General features: G+C 37.9%; 15 protein-coding genes. 9 read left to right on the top strand and 6 right to left on the bottom strand.

All coding sequences use genetic code 11. The annotated features are described in order from the left end of the window. Nucleotides 1–68 precede the first annotated feature (68 nt). Nucleotides 69–1628, bottom strand: coding sequence for a methyl-accepting chemotaxis protein (locus PVK70_RS06165; protein ID WP_130046816.1), 1560 nt, complete (start codon nucleotides 1626–1628; stop codon nucleotides 69–71). Nucleotides 1629–1921: 293 nt separating this feature from the next. On the opposite strand from PVK70_RS06165, the gene PVK70_RS06160 reads away from it, so the two are divergent. Beyond that, nucleotides 1922–3292 carry an NCS2 family permease gene (locus PVK70_RS06160; RefSeq protein ID WP_130046753.1) on the top strand — a complete coding sequence of 457 codons (1371 nt, stop codon included), beginning with the start codon at nucleotides 1922–1924 and terminating at the stop codon, nucleotides 3290–3292. Nucleotides 3293–3444: 152 nt separating this feature from the next. Continuing rightward, entirely contained in the window at nucleotides 3445–4119 is a 675-nt protein-coding gene (locus tag PVK70_RS06155; RefSeq protein WP_130046752.1) for an NAD(P)H-binding protein, read from the top strand. 69 nt (nucleotides 4120–4188) lie between these two features. Here the strand turns inward: PVK70_RS06155 and PVK70_RS06150 are convergent, their stop codons facing one another. After that, the gene (locus PVK70_RS06150) at nucleotides 4189–6597 is read right to left on the bottom strand and encodes a beta-mannosidase (protein WP_130046751.1); all 2409 of its coding nucleotides are present in this window, start codon (nucleotides 6595–6597) and stop codon (nucleotides 4189–4191) included. Nucleotides 6598–7046: 449 nt separating this feature from the next. Between PVK70_RS06150 and PVK70_RS06145 the strand changes: the two genes are divergently transcribed. The 3 genes from PVK70_RS06145 (at nucleotide 7047) to PVK70_RS06135 (ending at nucleotide 9953) form a co-directional block, all read left to right on the top strand. Continuing rightward, nucleotides 7047–8930, top strand: a complete 1884-nt coding sequence (locus PVK70_RS06145; protein ID WP_165367111.1) for a methyl-accepting chemotaxis protein — start codon at nucleotides 7047–7049, stop codon at nucleotides 8928–8930. A gap of 268 nt (nucleotides 8931–9198) precedes the next feature. Further along, nucleotides 9199–9486, top strand: coding sequence for a hypothetical protein (locus PVK70_RS06140; RefSeq protein WP_130046750.1), 288 nt, complete (start codon nucleotides 9199–9201; stop codon nucleotides 9484–9486). A gap of 38 nt (nucleotides 9487–9524) precedes the next feature. Further along, nucleotides 9525–9953 carry a hypothetical protein gene (locus tag PVK70_RS06135; RefSeq protein ID WP_130046749.1) on the top strand — a complete coding sequence of 143 codons (429 nt, stop codon included), beginning with the start codon at nucleotides 9525–9527 and terminating at the stop codon, nucleotides 9951–9953. On the opposite strand, the gene PVK70_RS06130 is transcribed toward PVK70_RS06135, so the two are convergent. Next, a complete protein-coding gene (locus PVK70_RS06130; RefSeq protein ID WP_130046748.1) occupies nucleotides 9945–10430 on the bottom strand; it encodes a hypothetical protein in 486 nt (161 codons plus the stop codon). The two genes, PVK70_RS06135 and PVK70_RS06130, sit on opposite strands and share 9 nt — an antisense overlap. A 452-nt stretch (nucleotides 10431–10882) precedes the next feature. Here PVK70_RS06130 and PVK70_RS06125 point away from each other — a divergent pair, with 452 nt between their 5' ends. Next, nucleotides 10883–11005 carry a hypothetical protein gene (locus tag PVK70_RS06125; protein ID WP_274440005.1) on the top strand — a complete coding sequence of 41 codons (123 nt, stop codon included), beginning with the start codon at nucleotides 10883–10885 and terminating at the stop codon, nucleotides 11003–11005. A 54-nt stretch (nucleotides 11006–11059) separates the two neighbouring features. Here the strand turns inward: PVK70_RS06125 and PVK70_RS06120 are convergent, their stop codons facing one another. Beyond that, nucleotides 11060–12841, bottom strand: coding sequence for a methyl-accepting chemotaxis protein (locus tag PVK70_RS06120; protein WP_130046747.1), 1782 nt, complete (start codon nucleotides 12839–12841; stop codon nucleotides 11060–11062). Nucleotides 12842–13105: 264 nt separating this feature from the next. Continuing rightward, on the bottom strand, nucleotides 13106–13795 hold the full coding sequence (locus tag PVK70_RS06115; protein WP_130046814.1) for a DNA-3-methyladenine glycosylase I: 690 nt from the start codon (nucleotides 13793–13795) through the stop codon (nucleotides 13106–13108). Between the two features lie 194 nt (nucleotides 13796–13989). Here PVK70_RS06115 and PVK70_RS06110 point away from each other — a divergent pair, with 194 nt between their 5' ends. The 3 genes from PVK70_RS06110 to PVK70_RS06100 all read left to right on the top strand — a co-directional run bounded on the left by PVK70_RS06110 (nucleotide 13990) and on the right by PVK70_RS06100 (nucleotide 16934). Continuing rightward, the gene (locus tag PVK70_RS06110) at nucleotides 13990–14913 is read left to right on the top strand and encodes a Gfo/Idh/MocA family protein (RefSeq protein WP_130046746.1); all 924 of its coding nucleotides are present in this window, start codon (nucleotides 13990–13992) and stop codon (nucleotides 14911–14913) included. 143 nt (nucleotides 14914–15056) lie between these two features. Continuing rightward, nucleotides 15057–15884 (top strand): CPBP family intramembrane glutamic endopeptidase, encoded by an 828-nt coding sequence (locus PVK70_RS06105; RefSeq protein ID WP_130046745.1) that lies wholly within the window; start codon nucleotides 15057–15059, stop codon nucleotides 15882–15884. A gap of 93 nt (nucleotides 15885–15977) precedes the next feature. After that, nucleotides 15978–16934 (top strand): LysR family transcriptional regulator, encoded by a 957-nt coding sequence (locus PVK70_RS06100; protein WP_130046744.1) that lies wholly within the window; start codon nucleotides 15978–15980, stop codon nucleotides 16932–16934. Nucleotides 16935–16994: 60 nt separating this feature from the next. Here PVK70_RS06100 and PVK70_RS06095 read toward each other — a convergent pair whose 3' ends face one another. Continuing rightward, nucleotides 16995–17654: a nitroreductase family protein gene (locus tag PVK70_RS06095; RefSeq protein ID WP_122032476.1), complete on the bottom strand. Its 660-nt coding sequence runs from the start codon at nucleotides 17652–17654 to the stop codon at nucleotides 16995–16997. Nucleotides 17655–18308: the final 654 nt, after the last annotated feature.

Genomic DNA, 18308 nt, shown 5'->3' with positions numbered 1-18308 from the left:
AAGAGGTATAGTGAGGTTGGCATAAAAAGCCCAATCTTCTATTAGATTAGGCTTAATAAATGAGTTTATTAGCTTAATATTCTGAATTGAGACACTAAAGATCCTTGAGAGTGAATCGTTGTTGAAAGTGTCTGGCACTCTTCCATTGTTCCATTCGCAAGATTGGTTGTTTCTAAACTGACATTATTAATCAATTGAATATTGGTGTTCATTTCGTCTGCTACCTTGACCATTTGCTCTACAGCAACAGAAATTTGGGTATTTTGCTCTGAAATATTACTGACTTGATCTAATGATTCTTGCAGTTTATTTCCCGATCTTTTAGCGTTATCAACACACACTTCAGAAAGATCTTTACCTTCTTCTATGGTTTGTACGGCTTCTTGCGTACTTGATTGAATATGCAAAATGATTTCTTGGATTTCTTTGGTCGACTCTTGACTTCTTTGAGCTAGGGTTCTTACTTCGTCTGCCACTACGGCAAAACCTCGCCCCTGCTCTCCGGCGCGAGCGGCTTCAATAGCGGCATTTAATGCGAGTAAATTTGTTTGTTCAGCAATAGATTGAATGACCGTTAATGCAGAACCAATGGTATTACCGTGTTCTTGTAATGTACCAATGACAGTAGAAGCGTTGGTCAGTTGTGATACTAGCATTTCAATTGATTTAACTGTGTCGGTCACAGCTAGCATACCTTCAGCAGTTATTTGATGTGCATGCTCTGTTGCTCCTGCTGTTGTTTGTACGTTTCTTGAAATATCACTAACAGAGGCGCTCATTTCTTGAATTGCATTCGCGACTTGTGCAGTTTCTTTACTTTGAATCGTAATATTGTTTACAGTGTCTTGGCAGTTGCTTGTTGATGATTGTGCTAATGTTTCAATTTTCTCATTTGAATCTTGAATACGACCAATAACCGCATTGATTTCTGATTGGCGCATTTTTAACGCCAGTTCGATCTCTGAAATATCATCAATGTGGTTGGTATAAACTAATTCCATTAATGGATTATCAAACACTTTTCTGGCTTTAGTCGTTAAGGTTTCTAATCGACGTGTTAACGAATAGGCACTTATGAGTGAGAGCCCAGCAAAAGCAGCTAGTCCTAGTAACGGTGACACTGGAGTCATTGCTGCAGAAATTGCAAAGTTAGGAATAAGGGTTAACGCATAACGTTGCCATAAACGCGTTCTTGGCAGTTTCATTTTTAATGGTTTATTGCCTGATTTTAATGCAGCATACACTTTTTCTGCACTTTTAACGTGTTCACGTGAAGGGCATAAGCGAACCGATTGATATTCTTGAATAGCCCCATCTTTTAAAATAGGAGAAGCAAAAGCGTCAACCCAGTAATAATTGCCATCTTTACAACGGTTTTTAACTAATCCCATCCACGATTTTTTTTCTTTAAGGTGAGCCCACATATCTTTAAATGCGTCAGAAGGCATATCGGGATGACGAACAATGTTATGAGGCTTATTAACGATTTCATCTAATGTGAAACCCGCGACTTCACAAAATTCTTTACTTGCGTAGGAAATATGGCTTGAAGGGGTAGTAATGGATAATAAGTTGTATTCTTTTGGAAACAGAATCTCTTTATTGTTTATATGTATTTTTGACGTCATATCTAATTGTTCTTCATGCGTTGGCTGTAAGTATCTGTTATTTAATGTAAGCAAATATTGCACCAGTTTGGCGTGTATGCTGAAATTTATAGGGTGTAAAAATTGGGAGATTAAAATTGAAAACGTTCAACCTAATGACGGATTAAGTTGAACGAAAGATTAGTATTGAGCTCTTAAATGATTGCTATTTTGTTACGGTAACGATTGCTTATTTATATTTCTCTCAGTTTATGCAAAAATGCGCGCAGAAAATTAACTCCACTTTACAGTTACCTATTTTAAGGAATGTTCTAATGTCGCAGAACAATGTACAGAGTACGGCACCACAATCTAATTTAGATAAAAAGCTTGATGGTTTTTTTAAGATCTCTGAGCGTGGCAGCAGCGTGAAAACAGAAATGATCGCAGGTCTAACGACATTTTTAGCGATGGTTTATTCGGTTATCGTTGTGCCAAGCATGTTAGGTGCCGCAGGGTTTGATACTGGTGCTGTATTTGTTGCAACCTGTTTAGTGGCGGCATTTGGTTCATTGCTAATGGGGTTATGGGTAAATCTTCCAATGGCGATTGGCTGTGCTATTTCATTAACGGCATTTACCGCGTTTAGTCTGGTGTTAGGGCAAGGGGTGAGTATTCCGGTTGCGCTTGGTGCTGTATTTATCATGGGGGCTTTGTTTACGCTTATTACGGTGACAGGCGTTCGTCAGTGGATTTTAAATAACTTACCTTCAGGCATTGCTCACGGTACTGGTATTGGTATCGGTCTTTTCTTACTGTTGATTGCTGCTGATGGTACAGGCTTAATCGTAAAAAATGCACATGCAGGCTTACCGATTATGTTAGGTGACATCAAGTCATTCTCAGTTATTATGTCGGTACTAGGTCTTGCTGCTATCTTTGGTTTAGAGAAGAAGCGTGTTCCTGGTGGCATTCTGTTGGTGATCGTTGCTATCTCAATTATCGGTTTGATTTTTGATCCAAGCGTCACCTACAACGGGTTCTTTGCGCTACCAAGTTTAGAAACAGCAGATGGCAGCTCATTGATCGGTTCTATGGATATTATGGGAGCGTTAACGCCTGCGATTCTTCCTGTTGTTATTGCTTTGGTTATGACGGCCGTATTTGATGCGACAGGTACAATTCGAGCGTTAGCAGGCCAAGCGAACTTACTAGATAAAGACGGTAAGATCATTGATGGCGGTAAGGCATTAACAGCAGATTCAGCAAGCTCAATGGTGGCTGGTCTCGTTGGTGGTGCACCTGCGGCAGTTTACATCGAATCAGCAGCGGGTACGGCTGCAGGCGGTAAAACAGGATTAACAGCAACGGTTGTTGGCGTATTGTTCTTAGTGATGATTTTCTTATCACCAGTGAGTTACTTAGTACCTACTTACGCAACGGCTCCTGCATTGATGTACGTTGGCTTACTGATGCTAAGTAACGTGTCGAAGCTAGATTTTGAAGATTCAGTTGATGCGCTTTCTGGCCTTGTTTGTGCGGTATTCATTATTCTTTCAGCTAACATCGTAACAGGTATTATGATTGGTTTTACGACACTAGTAGTTGGCCGTGTATTCGCTGGCGAGTTTAAAAAATTAAACGTCGGTATTGTTTCAATTACTATCGCTTTAATTGTATTTTATGTCGGCGGTTGGGCGATCTAATCATTCCATTCAGAGAAGCGTAATTGCACTGAAATTAACATTTTTAGAAGCCAGTGAGGAAGTTCACTGGCTTTTTTTGTATAAAAGCAGGACAGCTTGGCCATTAAGGGTTAGGCTAAAAGTATCAGCAATAACGGCTTAAGAAGTAAATTATGTCTAATTCAACATCGATTATTATTGCGGGATCTACCGGTCTCATTGGGCACCATTTGTTGAACTTTGCATTGAAGAGTGACGACATTACTCATGTATACAGCATCACTCGTCGTCCATTAGATGCGAGCAGCTCAAAACTAGTTCAAATGATAGATTCAGAGTTGAAAATCAATAAAGAACAAGTACAAGAAGCCTCACCAACAATAGGCTTTATTACTTTGGGAACTACGCTAAAAAAAGCAGGCAGCAAAGCCGCATTAAAAGCGATTGATCTCACCTTAGTCGTTAATACTGCCAAGGAAATGTATAACATAGGTGTTAAGCATGTTTATGTGGTTTCATGCATCGGGGCGTCACCTTCAGCGTTATCTCACTATTTAAAATGCAAAGGACAAATGGAAACTGAGATATCATGCATTGGGTTTGAGAGTGTGACATTTATGCAACCTGGACCATTAGCAGGAGACAGGGATGAGCCAAGAAAAGACGAAGTATTATTGCAGGCAGTAGCAAGAGTATTCACACCTCTTATGAAAGGCTTTTTACTTAATTATAAGCCAATTGAAGGGGAAAAAGTGGCTCAATGCATGCTTGGTTTGGCCTTAGAAAATAATCAGCAGAGAGGCATACACCGTTATACATCAAAAGCGATGTTTGGGTTGCAAAAGTAATTAGTATAAAAAAGCCAATGGTCTATTCCATTGGCTTTTGATTATCGGTAATGCAAAATATTGAAGCGGTTAATAGCTATTAGATAAATCATACACTCGCAGAGTTTGCTTCAGTGTTTCAATATCGTCGCCAATATAGTGAATAATTCGTGGTGTGTTTGGTAATAATGTAAAGCTAGAATCAGTGAAACGACCATTACCATCATGTTCCAAATGGGTAAAGAATGCTGGTTTATCGGAGCATAACGTAATTTCAGAGCCGTTAAGTGTCACCTCAATCTTCGCTTTTTGAATCCTAAGTTGTTTGAAAGTAGGGGCTGCAAACCAGGTGTTTTCATTTTGAATACCGTTCACTCTCGTCTCTACGAAAAAGAAACTATTGTTGGCATTTAGTTGGAATTTTTCTTTGCATAACGACCAAATAACATCATTACCATCTGCTTCAATAGTATAATTCATAGACCATTGGCCTAATATCTCACCATCAAAATCCATCCAATAAACGGTGCCATCAAGATGGTTTTCATCACGGCTATCATTAACAGCGCGAATACGTAACTCGGTTTCTGTTTCTTCAAAAGGCACATAGGTCGGCGCGAAAAATCGTTTCGCGTGGTAATGAAGTTGTTTCCATCGGCCGCTGTATTCAATACTAGACCATGAACTGACAGGCCAGTTGTCGTTAAGTTGCCAATACAGCATTCCACGACATATAGGGCTGATAGCTCGCCAATATTCGCACCCTGTTTTTATCGCAATAGATTGCTGAACTTGGCTTAAATACAGCATATTCTCAAAACTAGATGGGAAGCGAAAATAGCGAGTAAACATTTCGGTGATAATGCTATTGCCGCGTCCGTTCTTTTGATGGCTCTCAAAGGTTGGAGAGGTGACATTCCAATCTTGCTCTGGAACAAAACGTTTTACTTCCGCAAAAGAAGGCCATGACTGAAAACCAAACTCAGAGCAAAAACGAGGTTTGATATCTAAATACGCATTAAATGATTTACCAGAGTGCCAAACATCCCAAAAGTGCATATCGCCTCGGTTATCATTGTGCCATGCATCACCAAAATCCATATCTCCATTGCACGGTGAGCTGCTCCAAAAACGACGGCTAGGATCTTCTTCTGCAATCCATTGAGCAATCTTACGGTTTAAACGGTCATAATTAACCGTGTAGGTAGTTTTGTTATTCTTTGATTCATCGTACCAACCAATGGCACCAATTACTTCGTTATCGCCACACCAAAGCACAATAGAGGGGTGATCTTTTAAACGCTGAATTTGTTGGCGGATCTCGGGCTCAACATCATTCATAAAAGTTTCAGTTGATGGATATAGTGAGCAAGCAAACATCATGTCTTGCCAAATCATTAGTCCTAATTCATCACAGATATTATAGAACATATCTGATTCATATTGCCCACCACCCCACACGCGGATCATATTCATATTCGCGTCTTTTGCGCTGCTTAATAATTCACGATAGCGAGCTTCTGATTCGAGGCTTGGCATGGCATCCATCGGGATCCAATTTGCCCCTTTTGAATTAATAGGAAAACCATTAATAACAAACTCCATCGCAGAACCTATGTGGTCGGCTTTATTATTTAACTCTAACTGACGAAGCCCAATTTTCTTAGATATGGATTGGTTATCAAGTTCAACATTCAGTGTATAAAGCGGTTGTTCTCCATAGCCTGCGGGCCACCAAAGCTTTGGATCTTCAATATGAAAAATCGTGCTACTTTCACCACTACTATTGCTAAGTAGTGTTTGAGTTTGTTCTGCAAAAGTTATCGTCAATTCGTGTTCCGCAATGGGTTCATGCCTAATGGAAACCACAACATCGACACTGCCTTGATGCCAAATTTGCTCTGTGTGCACAGAATGTAAGGCGATAGAGTTAATCACATCAATAGTGATAGGGTCATACACTCCAGAAACCAATAAACAGATCCCCCAATCCCAACCAGAATGGCATTGTGTTTTACGGATTAAATTCATATGTGGGATTTGATTATTACCGACAGCCCATGGAATTGGCATTGGTAAGGTCTCTGCTCGTTGCTTTGCTTCTTCATCAACTCGATGTAAATGAATCGAGATCCTATTTTCTCCTAAAACAGCAAATGGAGTGATATCAATGCGATGTAGTTGAAACATGTTAGAACTGCGTAATACGAGTTCATCGTTAATGAAAACATCAGCAAGGGTATCTAAACGGCTTAAATTCAAAAGTAACGAAGAGGCGTTTAGGTTAGATTGAGATAAAGAAAAGGTGCGAGATAAGTGCCAATCACATTGATTAACCCACTGTACATCTTGTTCGTTTGTGTCTTGATAAGGGTGAGGGATAAGGTTAGCGCGATAAAGGGCTTGATAGTTATCACCAGGAATGACCATCGGAATGCAAATTGTTGGGTGCGTAGGTGAAGTCAGTGTCCAATCGCCATTGAGAGAAACTTGCGACATAAAAAATCCTTCTGATGCCGTATTAATAAAGTGAGAATGGCAAGGAGTGTATGTCTGTAATAAAAGAAAATATGTGACTACATTCTCGGATAAGATGGAAATTTTATTATTAATTTTAATAAATTAGAGCATAGCCACAATTCAAATGTGTGTTGTTTATTATCTACCCTTAATATAAACGGAGTGGTGTGTTGTTTTTTGGGGCGGGACGCCATATACTAGCCTAGTTAATAGACTTGTTTGGAAGTATAAATTGCTTGAATGTGTTCTTGGTTCAATTTCGAATTTAATCTTATTGATGTAAATCATGATATATAATTCTAGTGAATGCATTCGTTCTCTGTCAGTTGTATAAGACATTCAGGATTTTATTTGGTGTAGTCCAAAATGAAGTAGCAGAGCGCTGTTATTTTGAGTTTAAATTGAATTTATAGTAATTAGGCACGATCATGTACAACAATATATCAATAAAAAATAAGTTAACTCTCATGTTTGTGGTGGTTATTTTGTTTATGGCATCAATTCAAACTTATATGACAGGTAAGCAATTGATGAAAGAAACACATCGGTCTGTTGAGCAATTCTCATTAGCCATTACGCAATCCAGTATTGCGGGTATTGAGAAGTGGATTGATGGAAAGATACAGATCTTATTAGCGACAGAAAAGTCGTTTTCTTATTCTGATAAACCAATTAGCTATTTTACTCAAGCAGAAAAATCAGGTCAATTTGATATCGCTTATGCTGGTTTATCAACGGGTAAATTTTATCAAAGCCGTGATTTGCCCATTCCTGATGATTATGATCCAAGAATTAGAGATTGGTATTTAGCGGCACAAAATTCATCAGATCCTATTGTTACAAGCCCATATATGGATGTGGGAACTGGCAATCTTATTGTGACCATTGCTGATTCATTTCATACGAATGGGTTTAGTGGTGTTATTGGTGCTGATATTAGTATTCAAACTATTGTGGATGATATTTTATCGATAAATCAAGAGGGTGTTTCAGCTTATTTAATTGATGAACAAGGCAACTTTGTTGCACATGAAGATAGCAATATGACTCAAAAATCGGTTTCAGTATTGGGCCCAGATTTTTCTTTAAATAAAGTGAAGCAACTATCAAAAAATAACAGCCAGAGTGAAACTACAGTTAATGGTAAAGAAGCATTTGTAACTGCTGCTGCAATATCTAAAACTGGGTGGTATTTCATCGCTGTTGTTGATAAAGATCTAGCGTTTGCCTCGGTTCGTAGTGTGATCCGTGATTCTGCGTTTATGGTTGTTTTACAGTTAGTGATCATTGCTGTTTTAGCAATGTTCTTGATTAAAAAAGCACTGGCACCATTGAATGTCTTAAGTAAAGCGATGGAAGACCTTTCTAAAGGCGAAGGGGATTTAACCCAACGTATTAAAGTAGATACAAAAGATGAAATAGGGTATTTAGCTATTCATGTAAATGCCTTTATTGAAAAGCTACATACTATAATTAAAGACATAGCGACGTCATCATCAGAGTTAAATTCTCAATCAAAAGTCAGCACGCAGGTGGCATCTAAAACCAATGACAGCCTAGCAGTTCAAGTAAATGAAATTACTCAAATTGCAGCAGCGGTACATGAAATGTCAGCGACGGCTCAAGAGGTAGCTAACAATGCGCAGCTAACGGCAGAATCAGCTATTAGCTCAACTCAAAGTTGTGAGCAAGGCAAGCAAGTCATTATTCGCAACCAAGAATCAATTACAAACCTAGCTAACCAAGTTGATAATGCATCAGGAATAATTCAAGAGCTTGAAAGTAACGCACAGCAAATTAACACGATACTTTCAACGATTCGTGATATCGCTGAGCAAACGAACCTATTGGCGTTAAATGCAGCAATAGAGGCCGCTCGTGCTGGTGATCAAGGCCGTGGTTTTGCGGTTGTTGCTGATGAGGTTCGGGTGCTGTCACAGCGAACACACAGCTCAACGGATGAGATCCGTCAGATGATTGAAACACTGCAACGCAATACTAATAGTGCAGTACACAGCATGGATGAGAGTAAGAAATTTGCTCAATCAAGTGTTGATGATGCGAATAATGCAACCACCGCATTAGAAGAGATTTCATTCTCTATCCAGCAGATATCTGACATGGCAATGCAGATCTCAAATGCAGCAGCAGAACAAAGAGCGGTGACTGATGAAGTGAGTCAAAATATTCAGTCGGCAAGTGACGTGTCTGATCAAATGTCAACTGAAGCGAAAAATTCTCAACAATTATCAGAAGAATTACGTGAGATAACAACACAGCTAAATAACCAAGTGAACTTATTTAAATATTAGGTTTTAATAAAAAAGTACTTATGCCTCTGTTGAACTTATTAATAATGTTATTTGTTAATAAGATTTAATGGAGGCATTTTTGTATACATAAACTGAGTATAGTGAGAGTTAGATCAACTTCTACTGATTTATTGATTGATTGTTTTACTGTAAATAAATAGATTCATTCATGAGCTTTATAAAAATATTTGTTAACTCTAAATAATAAAATATCACATCCAATTTTAAATCATTTTTGAGACGTTTTATTTAATAGAGGAAACTAGCTATGGCTAAATATCAATTCTTTTGCATTCCCAATAGCAATCGTAAGCAATACACCTTTCTTGATATGGCATCAAGTTCGTTCTTACAAGAGAAGTCTGCGATCTTAGATCAAGGCTTTGAAGTCGAGGATGACGTTATCTATGCAGACTCTTCTGAAGAAGCGGTCGAAAAATTCCAATCAAACTTTATTTATGCAGTTGATGAGTATGGAAAAGCGGATGTTAGTTATGGCTTTGTCGTTTTTCTTCAATCTATCTATAAAATGATTTTTTCTAAGAAAGTTAAATAACTTATCGCAATAATAACAATGGATGAAAAGGGACAAACATGGATAAGATATTATTTGATTCGAAGAAATATCAGCTCACAAAAAGCAGCTTTACCTATCAAGGCCATAAGGAAAAGTTAGAGAATGTTTTAGGCCTTAATATCATTCAATGGCAAAGAAAAGATCGTGTTAAATATGGAATGGGACTTGGCATATTTAGTGTCATTATGTTTTATACCATTGGGTGGTTTTTAATATTGCCAATATTAGATGCGTTAAGTGGGGATGAATTATCTGATTATTTAGTTGAAGCCGTGACTTCCGTTGTGTTTATTTTTTTTAGCGTGTTAGGTTATCTTTCTCGTAAGGGATACACATTAGAGATAGAGAAAACGAATGGAAATAAAGGAACCATAGGAAAAAGTACTCATCGGTTAGACTTTGATAAATTATTAACGGCTTTTGTAAGAGCAAAAAAGTTAGAATAAATTATCAAAAGACAATTGCAGGTGGTGCATCAAAATGATGCCTTTTGAATCTGGCACAATACCATTTACAACAGAAAGGGCGATTGTGTCACTAATAGGGTAAGTAAAGATTAGCTGAGGTATTAAATACAAGCTAATATCTTCATTGATGTAAGTGATGATTTGGTCCTGCTCATAGCCTGTAACAACGCCAACGACAGCTCCTAAATGAATGGATAGATCGTATATTTTTATCTCGTCATCCATTCTAAACTTCCAACCTATCAATGTTGACTTATTGTGATAAGAGTTGACAAAATGAGCAATACTAAAGCCATTATTGATGCTTAATCCAATTAACTGGTGGCTTTCATTGTAATTATAATCTCGGTCCACATAATGGTTACTGTAACCTAAAAAAGCGACTTCGACAGAGTTTGAAAAGGCGTTTGTTGTAACGAAAATTAAAAGTAAACCAGACAGTGAAATCCATTTCATTCAGACACCTAAAAGTGAGAGGGTTAGCTGTAATGGTAGTCTGATAATATTGATTTTTCTTGTTTATTTATAAATTTTTGGCGTTAGGCTATAAAAATGACATGGCCACAAATACAATACCAAATGCCGCTTGTTTCACTATAAAACCATTCTTTTTGTTGGCGACAGCATGGGCAAATCGGCTTATCCATCATCTTCTCTTTTGTTGTTTTTATTCTATGTTTAATTATGGAATCAAATTTTAGTTTAGCAAATCAAAATGTGAGCCTATGAGGTTCATTTAGAGTTAACTTGTGTTTTTATGTAATTGTCAGAAGTAACAATAACAAGAGCTTAAAAAAGGAGCTGTTAATGCTTGGTATTTAGTCATGTTTTTGGCTAACGTCACATTTTGAATGTAACAAATAAGAGTAGAATAGAGTTCTGAAACCGATATTACTCAAGGAGGAGTGATGATTATCTCAGATGGGTTAAGCCCGCTAACAGAGCTTGTTATATGGATGAGTTATGCCGTGACAATAGTGATAGCAGTATTGGCTGTTGGCATATTACTTGAACTTAATAAGAAAGAATAAAACAAAGACAGCGATATTTTTATATGGCTGTCTTTTTTAATTTAGCATTAATTTTTAGCTGGTCTTAAATTGCGACACTTGTTCTTTCATCTCCTGAGCTTGCTCTGCTACCTGTTGCAGTTCAGTTAAACAAGCTTGTGCTGAGTGAATGTTACTGTCAGTTAAGTCATTAAGTTCAGTGATAGTTTGACTTACTTCGTTGGTTGTTGTGTTTTGTTCTTCAATGGCTGAGGCGATTTGAATTGATGAGTCAGAAATGGTCGACATATCAATGATGATTTTATTTAATATCGCTTCTGCACTGCGGGCTTTCTCGACAGAGCTCTCACCTTGCTCGCTGCATTTCTCAATATTAGTAACTACTTTATCGGTTTGAGTTTGAATGGATTCAATGATTGCTCTTATCTCTTCAGTCGATGATTGGGTTCTTGTTGCTAAAGAACGAACTTCGTCAGCAACAACTGCAAACCCACGGCCTTGTCCACCGGCACGAGCCGCTTCAATTGCGGCATTAAGCGCTAGAAGATTGGTTTGCTCTGCAATGCTTTGAATCATCTCAACCACACTACCGACTTGACCAACTAAGCCACTTAAATGCGAAATGTCTGTTTGGCTTAAGATCAGAGTACTCGATAACTGAGTGATCTCTTGAGATGCGGCATGCAAGGTCTCTTGGCCTTCTGTCGCATGCTGATGTGATTGGGTAGCATTGCTTGCTGCTGCCTCAGTATTGTTTGCAATTTCAGCGACAGTTAGGCTCATTTCATTGACGGCCGTAGCCATCATCATTGTATGCTGTGACTGCTGGTCAAAATCGCGTAATACTCCCTCCAATTGAGTTCTCATTGAAGATGCGCTACCTGCTAAGTGAACTGATTTTTGTTGTGTATCACCGAGCAGAGAGTGAATTTTATCCAGTAATTGATTAAAACTTAACCCTATTTGGCTGATCTCATCATTGCCCATATTTTGAGCTCGTAATGAAATATTATTAGTATCAGTAATTTCTTTAATAACATTAGCTTGGTTTGAAATACGGCGAACAATCATCAAAGAGAGAGAAATAGACAGAGCAATTAATATGATGATTAAAAAGCCAGATACAAGGTATTTTTGCCAATTTAAATAGGTAATATATTCATCCACTTTCTCGTTTAACTCTTTAGCTAACAGAGAGAAATTACTTTCAACTTCAGAAGACTCTGTACGAGTTGCGCCTTTTAATCCTTGATCGTATTTTAAGCCTAATGTGATTTTTTGTTGGATAACAGCGTTCGCATTAGAAGCCAATGAAAATAGCTCACCCGTATAATTATTTAAAGTAATAGGGCTACCGTTAGCAACACTTTCATCAAAGCGTAAAATCCCTTCTAACAAACTGATGTTTTGCTGACGAAACGCTTTCGAGAATAATACTTTTCGATTTTTATGATAATTCGCAAGCAATCCATCTTGCTGAGTTAACCCCAATACTTGGTAGGCACTCACTAACTGCTGAAAAGTAGTTTGATACTCTTCTAACTCTTTTTTTATCAAATCATTACGCTCAAGTTTTATGTCAAAATCATCAAATATTTGAGAAATCTCTTGGCTTTTATCCATGAATTTATTGGCGTTTTTATCAAACTTAGCAAGGTATTTTAAATCCATTCTTGCCATAAAATCTTTTTCATTATGACGCATATTAAGCAAATTAATTTCTAATTCTGCTAAATCTAAACGGGCTTGATTGAGTTGATTTGAATCTTGGCTTATCTTGTAAGCATACCCAAGGGTAAAGATCATACCGAGTACGCCGACTAGGCATAAAGAGTAAAGTATGTGTTTAATTTTCATTTTATTGGCTGTCCATAATTTCGATTACTTTGCGACCATATCGACTATTTTGTAAATTATCAATAGCGTAAATGTGTCAATTAAACCCATCTGATTTATTAATGTATGCAAGGAGGAAAAGAATATTAATGGATAGAGTTTTTCGGTTTGAATTAGAAATAAGACGATAATCTTACATATATCATGTGGATAAATTTAATTTTCAACGCAAAATAAGAATAAAGTTAGAGGAGATCAGAATGATCTCCCTAAGAACCAAGAAAATTACACGACTCGATTATCCCCACAGCTATAAGCAATTATTTGGCTAATTTCAGACAAAGATCGCCCTGACTCAGTTTTCCATTGGTTAAATGCTTGAGTTGCTGCTTGAAGTGCTCGCTTCGTATCTCGGCCACTATCAATAATATCGCAATGACGTAAATACCACTCAACATCAGAAGAAAGAATAAAGGTATCGACACCCATTTGGCGTAATGCATAGGCACCAGTATTTCCACCTAAGCGTTTTCCGTGTTTTTTAAGATATGCCCATAACCCCGTAATATCATCACTAGGCCAATTTGCAACCATCTTGCCAAACGAACCATATCTAAGGCTTGCCATATTAATCATCATGGCATTTGCAGGAATCGTCATTACCTTAGTTAGATGGCGGATAATTCGCGGATCTTTAGCTTTCTGTTCCCATGTTTCATCAGGTTGAAGTAATAGAGGTTGAATGCGAAATTGAAAGAAAACCTCTTCAAACTCAGGCCATTTTTTACGAACTACATTCCATGAAATACCACACTGAAAAACCTTTTCTGTAAATACGGCTAACCAACGGTCATCAGGGATCGCGGCTAATTCTTCTGGTGATAATGGCTTATGTAGCATCAGCTCTAGTTGTGCTTCCCCACCTTTACGCTGCGCCGCTCGTTGATAAATGGATTCAAACTTTTCAATAGTCATGATTGTCTCTGATTTAAAAGCATGAAGAGATTGAAGCATAAATAGATCTATTTTTGTATTAAAAAGAGTGAGCACTTACCCTTAGTTACCCTCATGGTTGGTTAGCGTTAATTTTCTTATTTGATAAATGATGGCAGTCTTATAAAGTTGTGATAGCGTTGCAGTATACCTATCGTATTTAAACAAGGATCATCATGAAGATTGGAATCATTGGCTTGGGTGATATTGCTCAAAAAGCGTACCTGCCTATCATCACACAGCTTGAGAATGTTCAGCCGGTTTTTTGTACTCGCAATCCAGAGGTACTTAAACAATTGGCACAGAAATATCGTGTGGATCAATATTGTGAAGATTACCAAGAGCTACTAACTTTGGGCGTTGATGCGGTAATGATCCATGCGGCAACTCAGGTGCATTTTGATATCGCCTCCTTCTTTCTTAAAAACGGAGTACCTACCTTTGTAGATAAGCCGTTAGCGGATTCAGCAGAAGAGGTTGAGCAACTTTACACTATTGCTGCTAAGCATAACCAACCACTTTATGTTGGTTTTAATCGTCGCCACATCCCGCTCTATAATCAACATTTACCAGAGTTGGCAAACGGAGAAGTAGGTCAACTACGCTCACTGCGCTGGGAAAAACACCGCCATGCTTTACCGGGTGATCTTCGCACCTTTATTTTTGATGATTTTATCCACCCATTAGACAGTATCAACTTAAACGCTCAGGCGACGATAGATGATCTGCATATCACGCACCAAATGCAAGGCAATCAACTAGCAAGATTAGATGTGCAATGGCAAGTTGGTGAGACTGTATTACATGCTTCAATGGATCGTCATTTTGGTATCACAACAGAGCGAGTATCGGCAAGTTATGTGAATCAAGCCGTTGAATTTAGCTCTTTTGTTGAAGGGAAAATCTGGCAAAACAATACAGAGCAAAAGCTTTCACTTAAAGATTGGACGCCAATGCTAACCAGTAAAGGGTTTGACCATATGATCCAAGATTGGATTAGTGTTGTAGAGAAAGGGAAGTTAGCCACAACAACGATAGATCGTAATATTGCCAGTCATCAATTAGCAGAACGCATTTATCAAAAGATCCTTGGTAAGTAACAGTAAAATAAAGAAAAATATATCCGTAAATGTATACTAATAGCCAAATATATTGATGGTAATGATATTCATTTGTCTTTCTATAAAATCTATTACCCTGTATTATTTCCATCAATTTTTATTGTTGTGTTGTAGGTATTATTTTGGTCTTTGATTTTTCGATGTGGATTTGGATATCACTTGCTTTAGCTATTGTTCTGGCTTTTGTCCAACAAATGAAAGCGAGTTTTATTTTACTTGGAATAAGTTTAATCGGTGCAATTATAGAGCAGAGATTAAATTTTACAGGACTAGCTGGGGTGATAGTCGGCTTAGTCATTGCTTATAAAGCACCAAATTTAGAGCGTAAGTGGAAATATGGCGCTTATGCTTTTATTTTTATTTGGTCGATTGCGTTGTTCCTACATTTTATCCCCGGTTTTAATAATGCTAAAGTTTTAGATTCTGTCGTTTCTGGACCATTAAGTATTCCGTTTACGATGTATTTGAACTTAGATAAGCCGCTGATATTTTTTGGATTGTTACTGGCTTATCCTGCTTTACTAGGTAAAAAAGACACCTTTAACAAACAAGCATTAATGCTTATTGCTGTTCCCTTATTTGCTTTACTGCCTCTTGCGTGGGGATTAGGAGCATTAAAGCCAGAGTTTACAATCCCGAGCTGGTGGTGGGTATTTGCTTTAAATAATTTATTACTGACTTGTGTTGCTGAAGAGGCTTTTTTCCGTGGTTTTATTCAACAAGAATTAGGGAAACGTTTTGGCTGGGTTTTAGGGATAGCAGTAGCAAGTGTATTGTTTGGCTTAGCGCATATTGGCGGTGGCTGGTTGCTCGTTGCTTTTGCTACCTTAGCAGGCGTTGGATATGGTTTAGCGTTTCATTACAGCAATCGTTTATGGGTCGCGGTCGGTTTCCACTTTTTGTTTAACTTTTTACATCTAGTGTTTTTTACTTATCCATTGATGCGTTGATAGCACTTTATATTTAGACAAAGATGATAGGCTTTAGTTAATGATTTATAATGTCATTAGTTAACGCTTCTCTATTTAAACAAAGGATCCGTCATGTCTCTGGTTAATCAGCTTTCACTCTTTATTGATGTTGTACAACAAGGCTCGTTTACCAAAGCCGCTGCGCTGCATGATATGGACAATTCAACGCTTTCCAAACAGATAAAAAAATTAGAGACAGAGCTTGGAGTGCAACTACTCAACCGTTCCACCCGTTCCTTTTCTTTAACTCCTGCCGGTGAAGAGATCTTAGAGCAAGCTCATCAACTGGTTAACACCATCGGCCATGTACAAACTATTGCTGATTCTTATCATGCAGAGCCAAAAGGTCGTATTCGAATTACAGCACCAGTGCATATTGGACAGCAATATCTGCAACCTGTGATCAGTAAATTCATGAAATCGTACCCAGATGTAGAGATTGTGTTGCTAATGGACGACAAACGATCTGACATTATCACCGATCACTTCGATGTTGCTTTTCGCTTAGGTCGTTTAGATGATTCAAGTTTGATTGCCAAAAAAATAGCAGACATTCGTGCGGTTGTTTTAGCCTCCCATGAATTCATTGAGCAATATGGTGAACCAAGCACACCAGAAGAATTAGTTAGTCTACCTTCGGTTATCTACAGCAACGGTACGCTAACAGTGGATACACTTAGGTTTAGTGAAAGCCCTGATTCAAAGCAGTTTAAAAACTACAAGATGAAGGGTAACTACAAAGTGAATGATGTAAGAACGCTATTGGAAGGGGTAAAAGATGGTTTAGGTTATGCAGCAATCGCTTCTTCTAATTTGGCATGTTCAATTGAAGAGATGAAGCTAAAGCCGTTATTAACAAACTATGCCATTTGTAATAAGGGGCTTGCAGTTTATGCTTTGTATCCGCATAGAAAGCAGACCGCGTTAGTGAGAGAGTTTATTGCAGCAGTGAAGGAGTATATAGGTGAGCCGCCTCGTTGGGAGCAACATGTCCCAAATTTTGAAACCATGTACCAAATCCATAAATAAAAATAACCCCACTCAAAAGAGCAGGGTTAACGTAATATTCATTTCTGTAACTATCTATTCTTAAAGAACAGTAATCACATCTTCCATAGCTAAACGTGCTTTTGGAAGACCGTGGTTATAATCTTCAACTTCTTTGTGGTAACCCAGAGCAAGAGCAAAATCACACACATAGCCATCAAGTTCGTCTTTAAACTCTTCGCCAATTAGCTGAGCATCAACGCCTTCCATAGAAGTAGAAGCAATACCCATACGTGCAAGTGTGTGCAGCGTGTTACCTAAAGCGATGTAAGATTGTGCTTTAGTCCAGTTGCCATTAAAGCCATTTTCATCAGTATTCAACTCAACAAAACCGTAAGCACCATCAAGCATGTCGTTGTAACGCTCAGCAGGAAGGTGGCCAGAACTTACTTCAGCATCAACCACTTTACGGTATTGGTCTTTATCAAATTTCGGGTTGTGTGCAAATAAAATTGTATGTGATGCTTCTTTTGCGTGCGGTTGGTTAAATTGGAACATATTCGCAAACGTACCGTGGAAACGCTCTTTTGCTACATCACTTTCAAGGACAATGAATTTCCATGGTTGTGAGTTAATTGAAGAAGCAGACAGGCGGATTGCTTCTTTAATCACATCCATATCTTCTGCAGAGATACGTTTAGTTGCATCGTATTTTTTTGCTGTGTAACGAGTGTTTAAATCGGCAATAATTGGGTGAGTCATATCTACTTCCTAAATTCGGTGAACAAAAGCGTAGAAGGAACATCCGACCTACGCGCTGTTGATGTGAGTAAGATATACAAAATTCACTAAGAGAGAAATAGCGTAATTACCCAATAACTATGGAAGAAAAGTTCCATAATGATAACGGGAGAGTAATGTTTCTTGTTCATCAGGACTCGTGTTTTTCTATAAGATTCGAGCTGTTTTTAAGAATAGGATAAATACAATATTTTAGATTATGCTTTATATATAAGCATTATACCAATCGTAGTAAATAACTGATTATCCTAGCTGGTTAAAATTCTCGATAACTGCGTTGACATTTTTGATTGTAGAATAACTACTTATCGAAACTATTTGTTGAAAAGTGCCGCCTTGTTCTCAAGTATTTTTTCTGCGCTATTACTGATCACTTACTTACTGTGATTGGTATTAGTTGTAACCTAAATGATAGATTTATCTTGATGTTTTATATGTATATACTCTCTGCGGGCTAAACCGAACTAGGTACAAAAGAGTGTGCTTTGATTCGTTAAAGTGTGTGAGGTAGGAAGGACAGATGTTAGCAAAGAAAATGGATGCGCCACACGATATGCAAAATGGTGCAAAATTTAAAACCAAAAAGCACGGCTATGTTACCGTGATCGAATACTA

The sequence above is a fragment of the Aliivibrio sp. A6 genome, from assembly GCF_028765505.1.
Lineage (GTDB): Bacteria > Pseudomonadota > Gammaproteobacteria > Enterobacterales > Vibrionaceae > Aliivibrio > Aliivibrio finisterrensis_A.
This window is presented reverse-complemented; position numbering and strand designations above follow the sequence as displayed.

Excerpts from the sequence above, each read along its gene's own strand:
- PVK70_RS06145 (WP_165367111.1), top strand. The coding sequence starts at position 7,047 with ATGTACAACAATATATCAATAAAAAATAAGTTAACTCTCATGTTTGTG.
- PVK70_RS06115 (WP_130046814.1), bottom strand. The coding sequence starts at position 13,795 with ATGACTATTGAAAAGTTTGAATCCATTTATCAACGAGCGGCGCAGCGT.
- PVK70_RS06125 (WP_274440005.1), top strand. The coding sequence starts at position 10,883 with ATGATTATCTCAGATGGGTTAAGCCCGCTAACAGAGCTTGTTATATGG.
- PVK70_RS06110 (WP_130046746.1), top strand. The coding sequence starts at position 13,990 with ATGAAGATTGGAATCATTGGCTTGGGTGATATTGCTCAAAAAGCGTAC.
- PVK70_RS06135 (WP_130046749.1), top strand. The coding sequence starts at position 9,525 with ATGGATAAGATATTATTTGATTCGAAGAAATATCAGCTCACAAAAAGC.
- PVK70_RS06160 (WP_130046753.1), top strand. The coding sequence starts at position 1,922 with ATGTCGCAGAACAATGTACAGAGTACGGCACCACAATCTAATTTAGAT.
- PVK70_RS06165 (WP_130046816.1), bottom strand. The coding sequence starts at position 1,628 with ATGACGTCAAAAATACATATAAACAATAAAGAGATTCTGTTTCCAAAA.
- PVK70_RS06155 (WP_130046752.1), top strand. The coding sequence starts at position 3,445 with ATGTCTAATTCAACATCGATTATTATTGCGGGATCTACCGGTCTCATT.
- PVK70_RS06130 (WP_130046748.1), bottom strand. The coding sequence starts at position 10,430 with ATGAAATGGATTTCACTGTCTGGTTTACTTTTAATTTTCGTTACAACA.
- PVK70_RS06095 (WP_122032476.1), bottom strand. The coding sequence starts at position 17,654 with ATGACTCACCCAATTATTGCCGATTTAAACACTCGTTACACAGCAAAA.
- PVK70_RS06140 (WP_130046750.1), top strand. The coding sequence starts at position 9,199 with ATGGCTAAATATCAATTCTTTTGCATTCCCAATAGCAATCGTAAGCAA.
- PVK70_RS06150 (WP_130046751.1), bottom strand. The coding sequence starts at position 6,597 with ATGTCGCAAGTTTCTCTCAATGGCGATTGGACACTGACTTCACCTACG.
- PVK70_RS06100 (WP_130046744.1), top strand. The coding sequence starts at position 15,978 with ATGTCTCTGGTTAATCAGCTTTCACTCTTTATTGATGTTGTACAACAA.
- PVK70_RS06120 (WP_130046747.1), bottom strand. The coding sequence starts at position 12,841 with ATGAAAATTAAACACATACTTTACTCTTTATGCCTAGTCGGCGTACTC.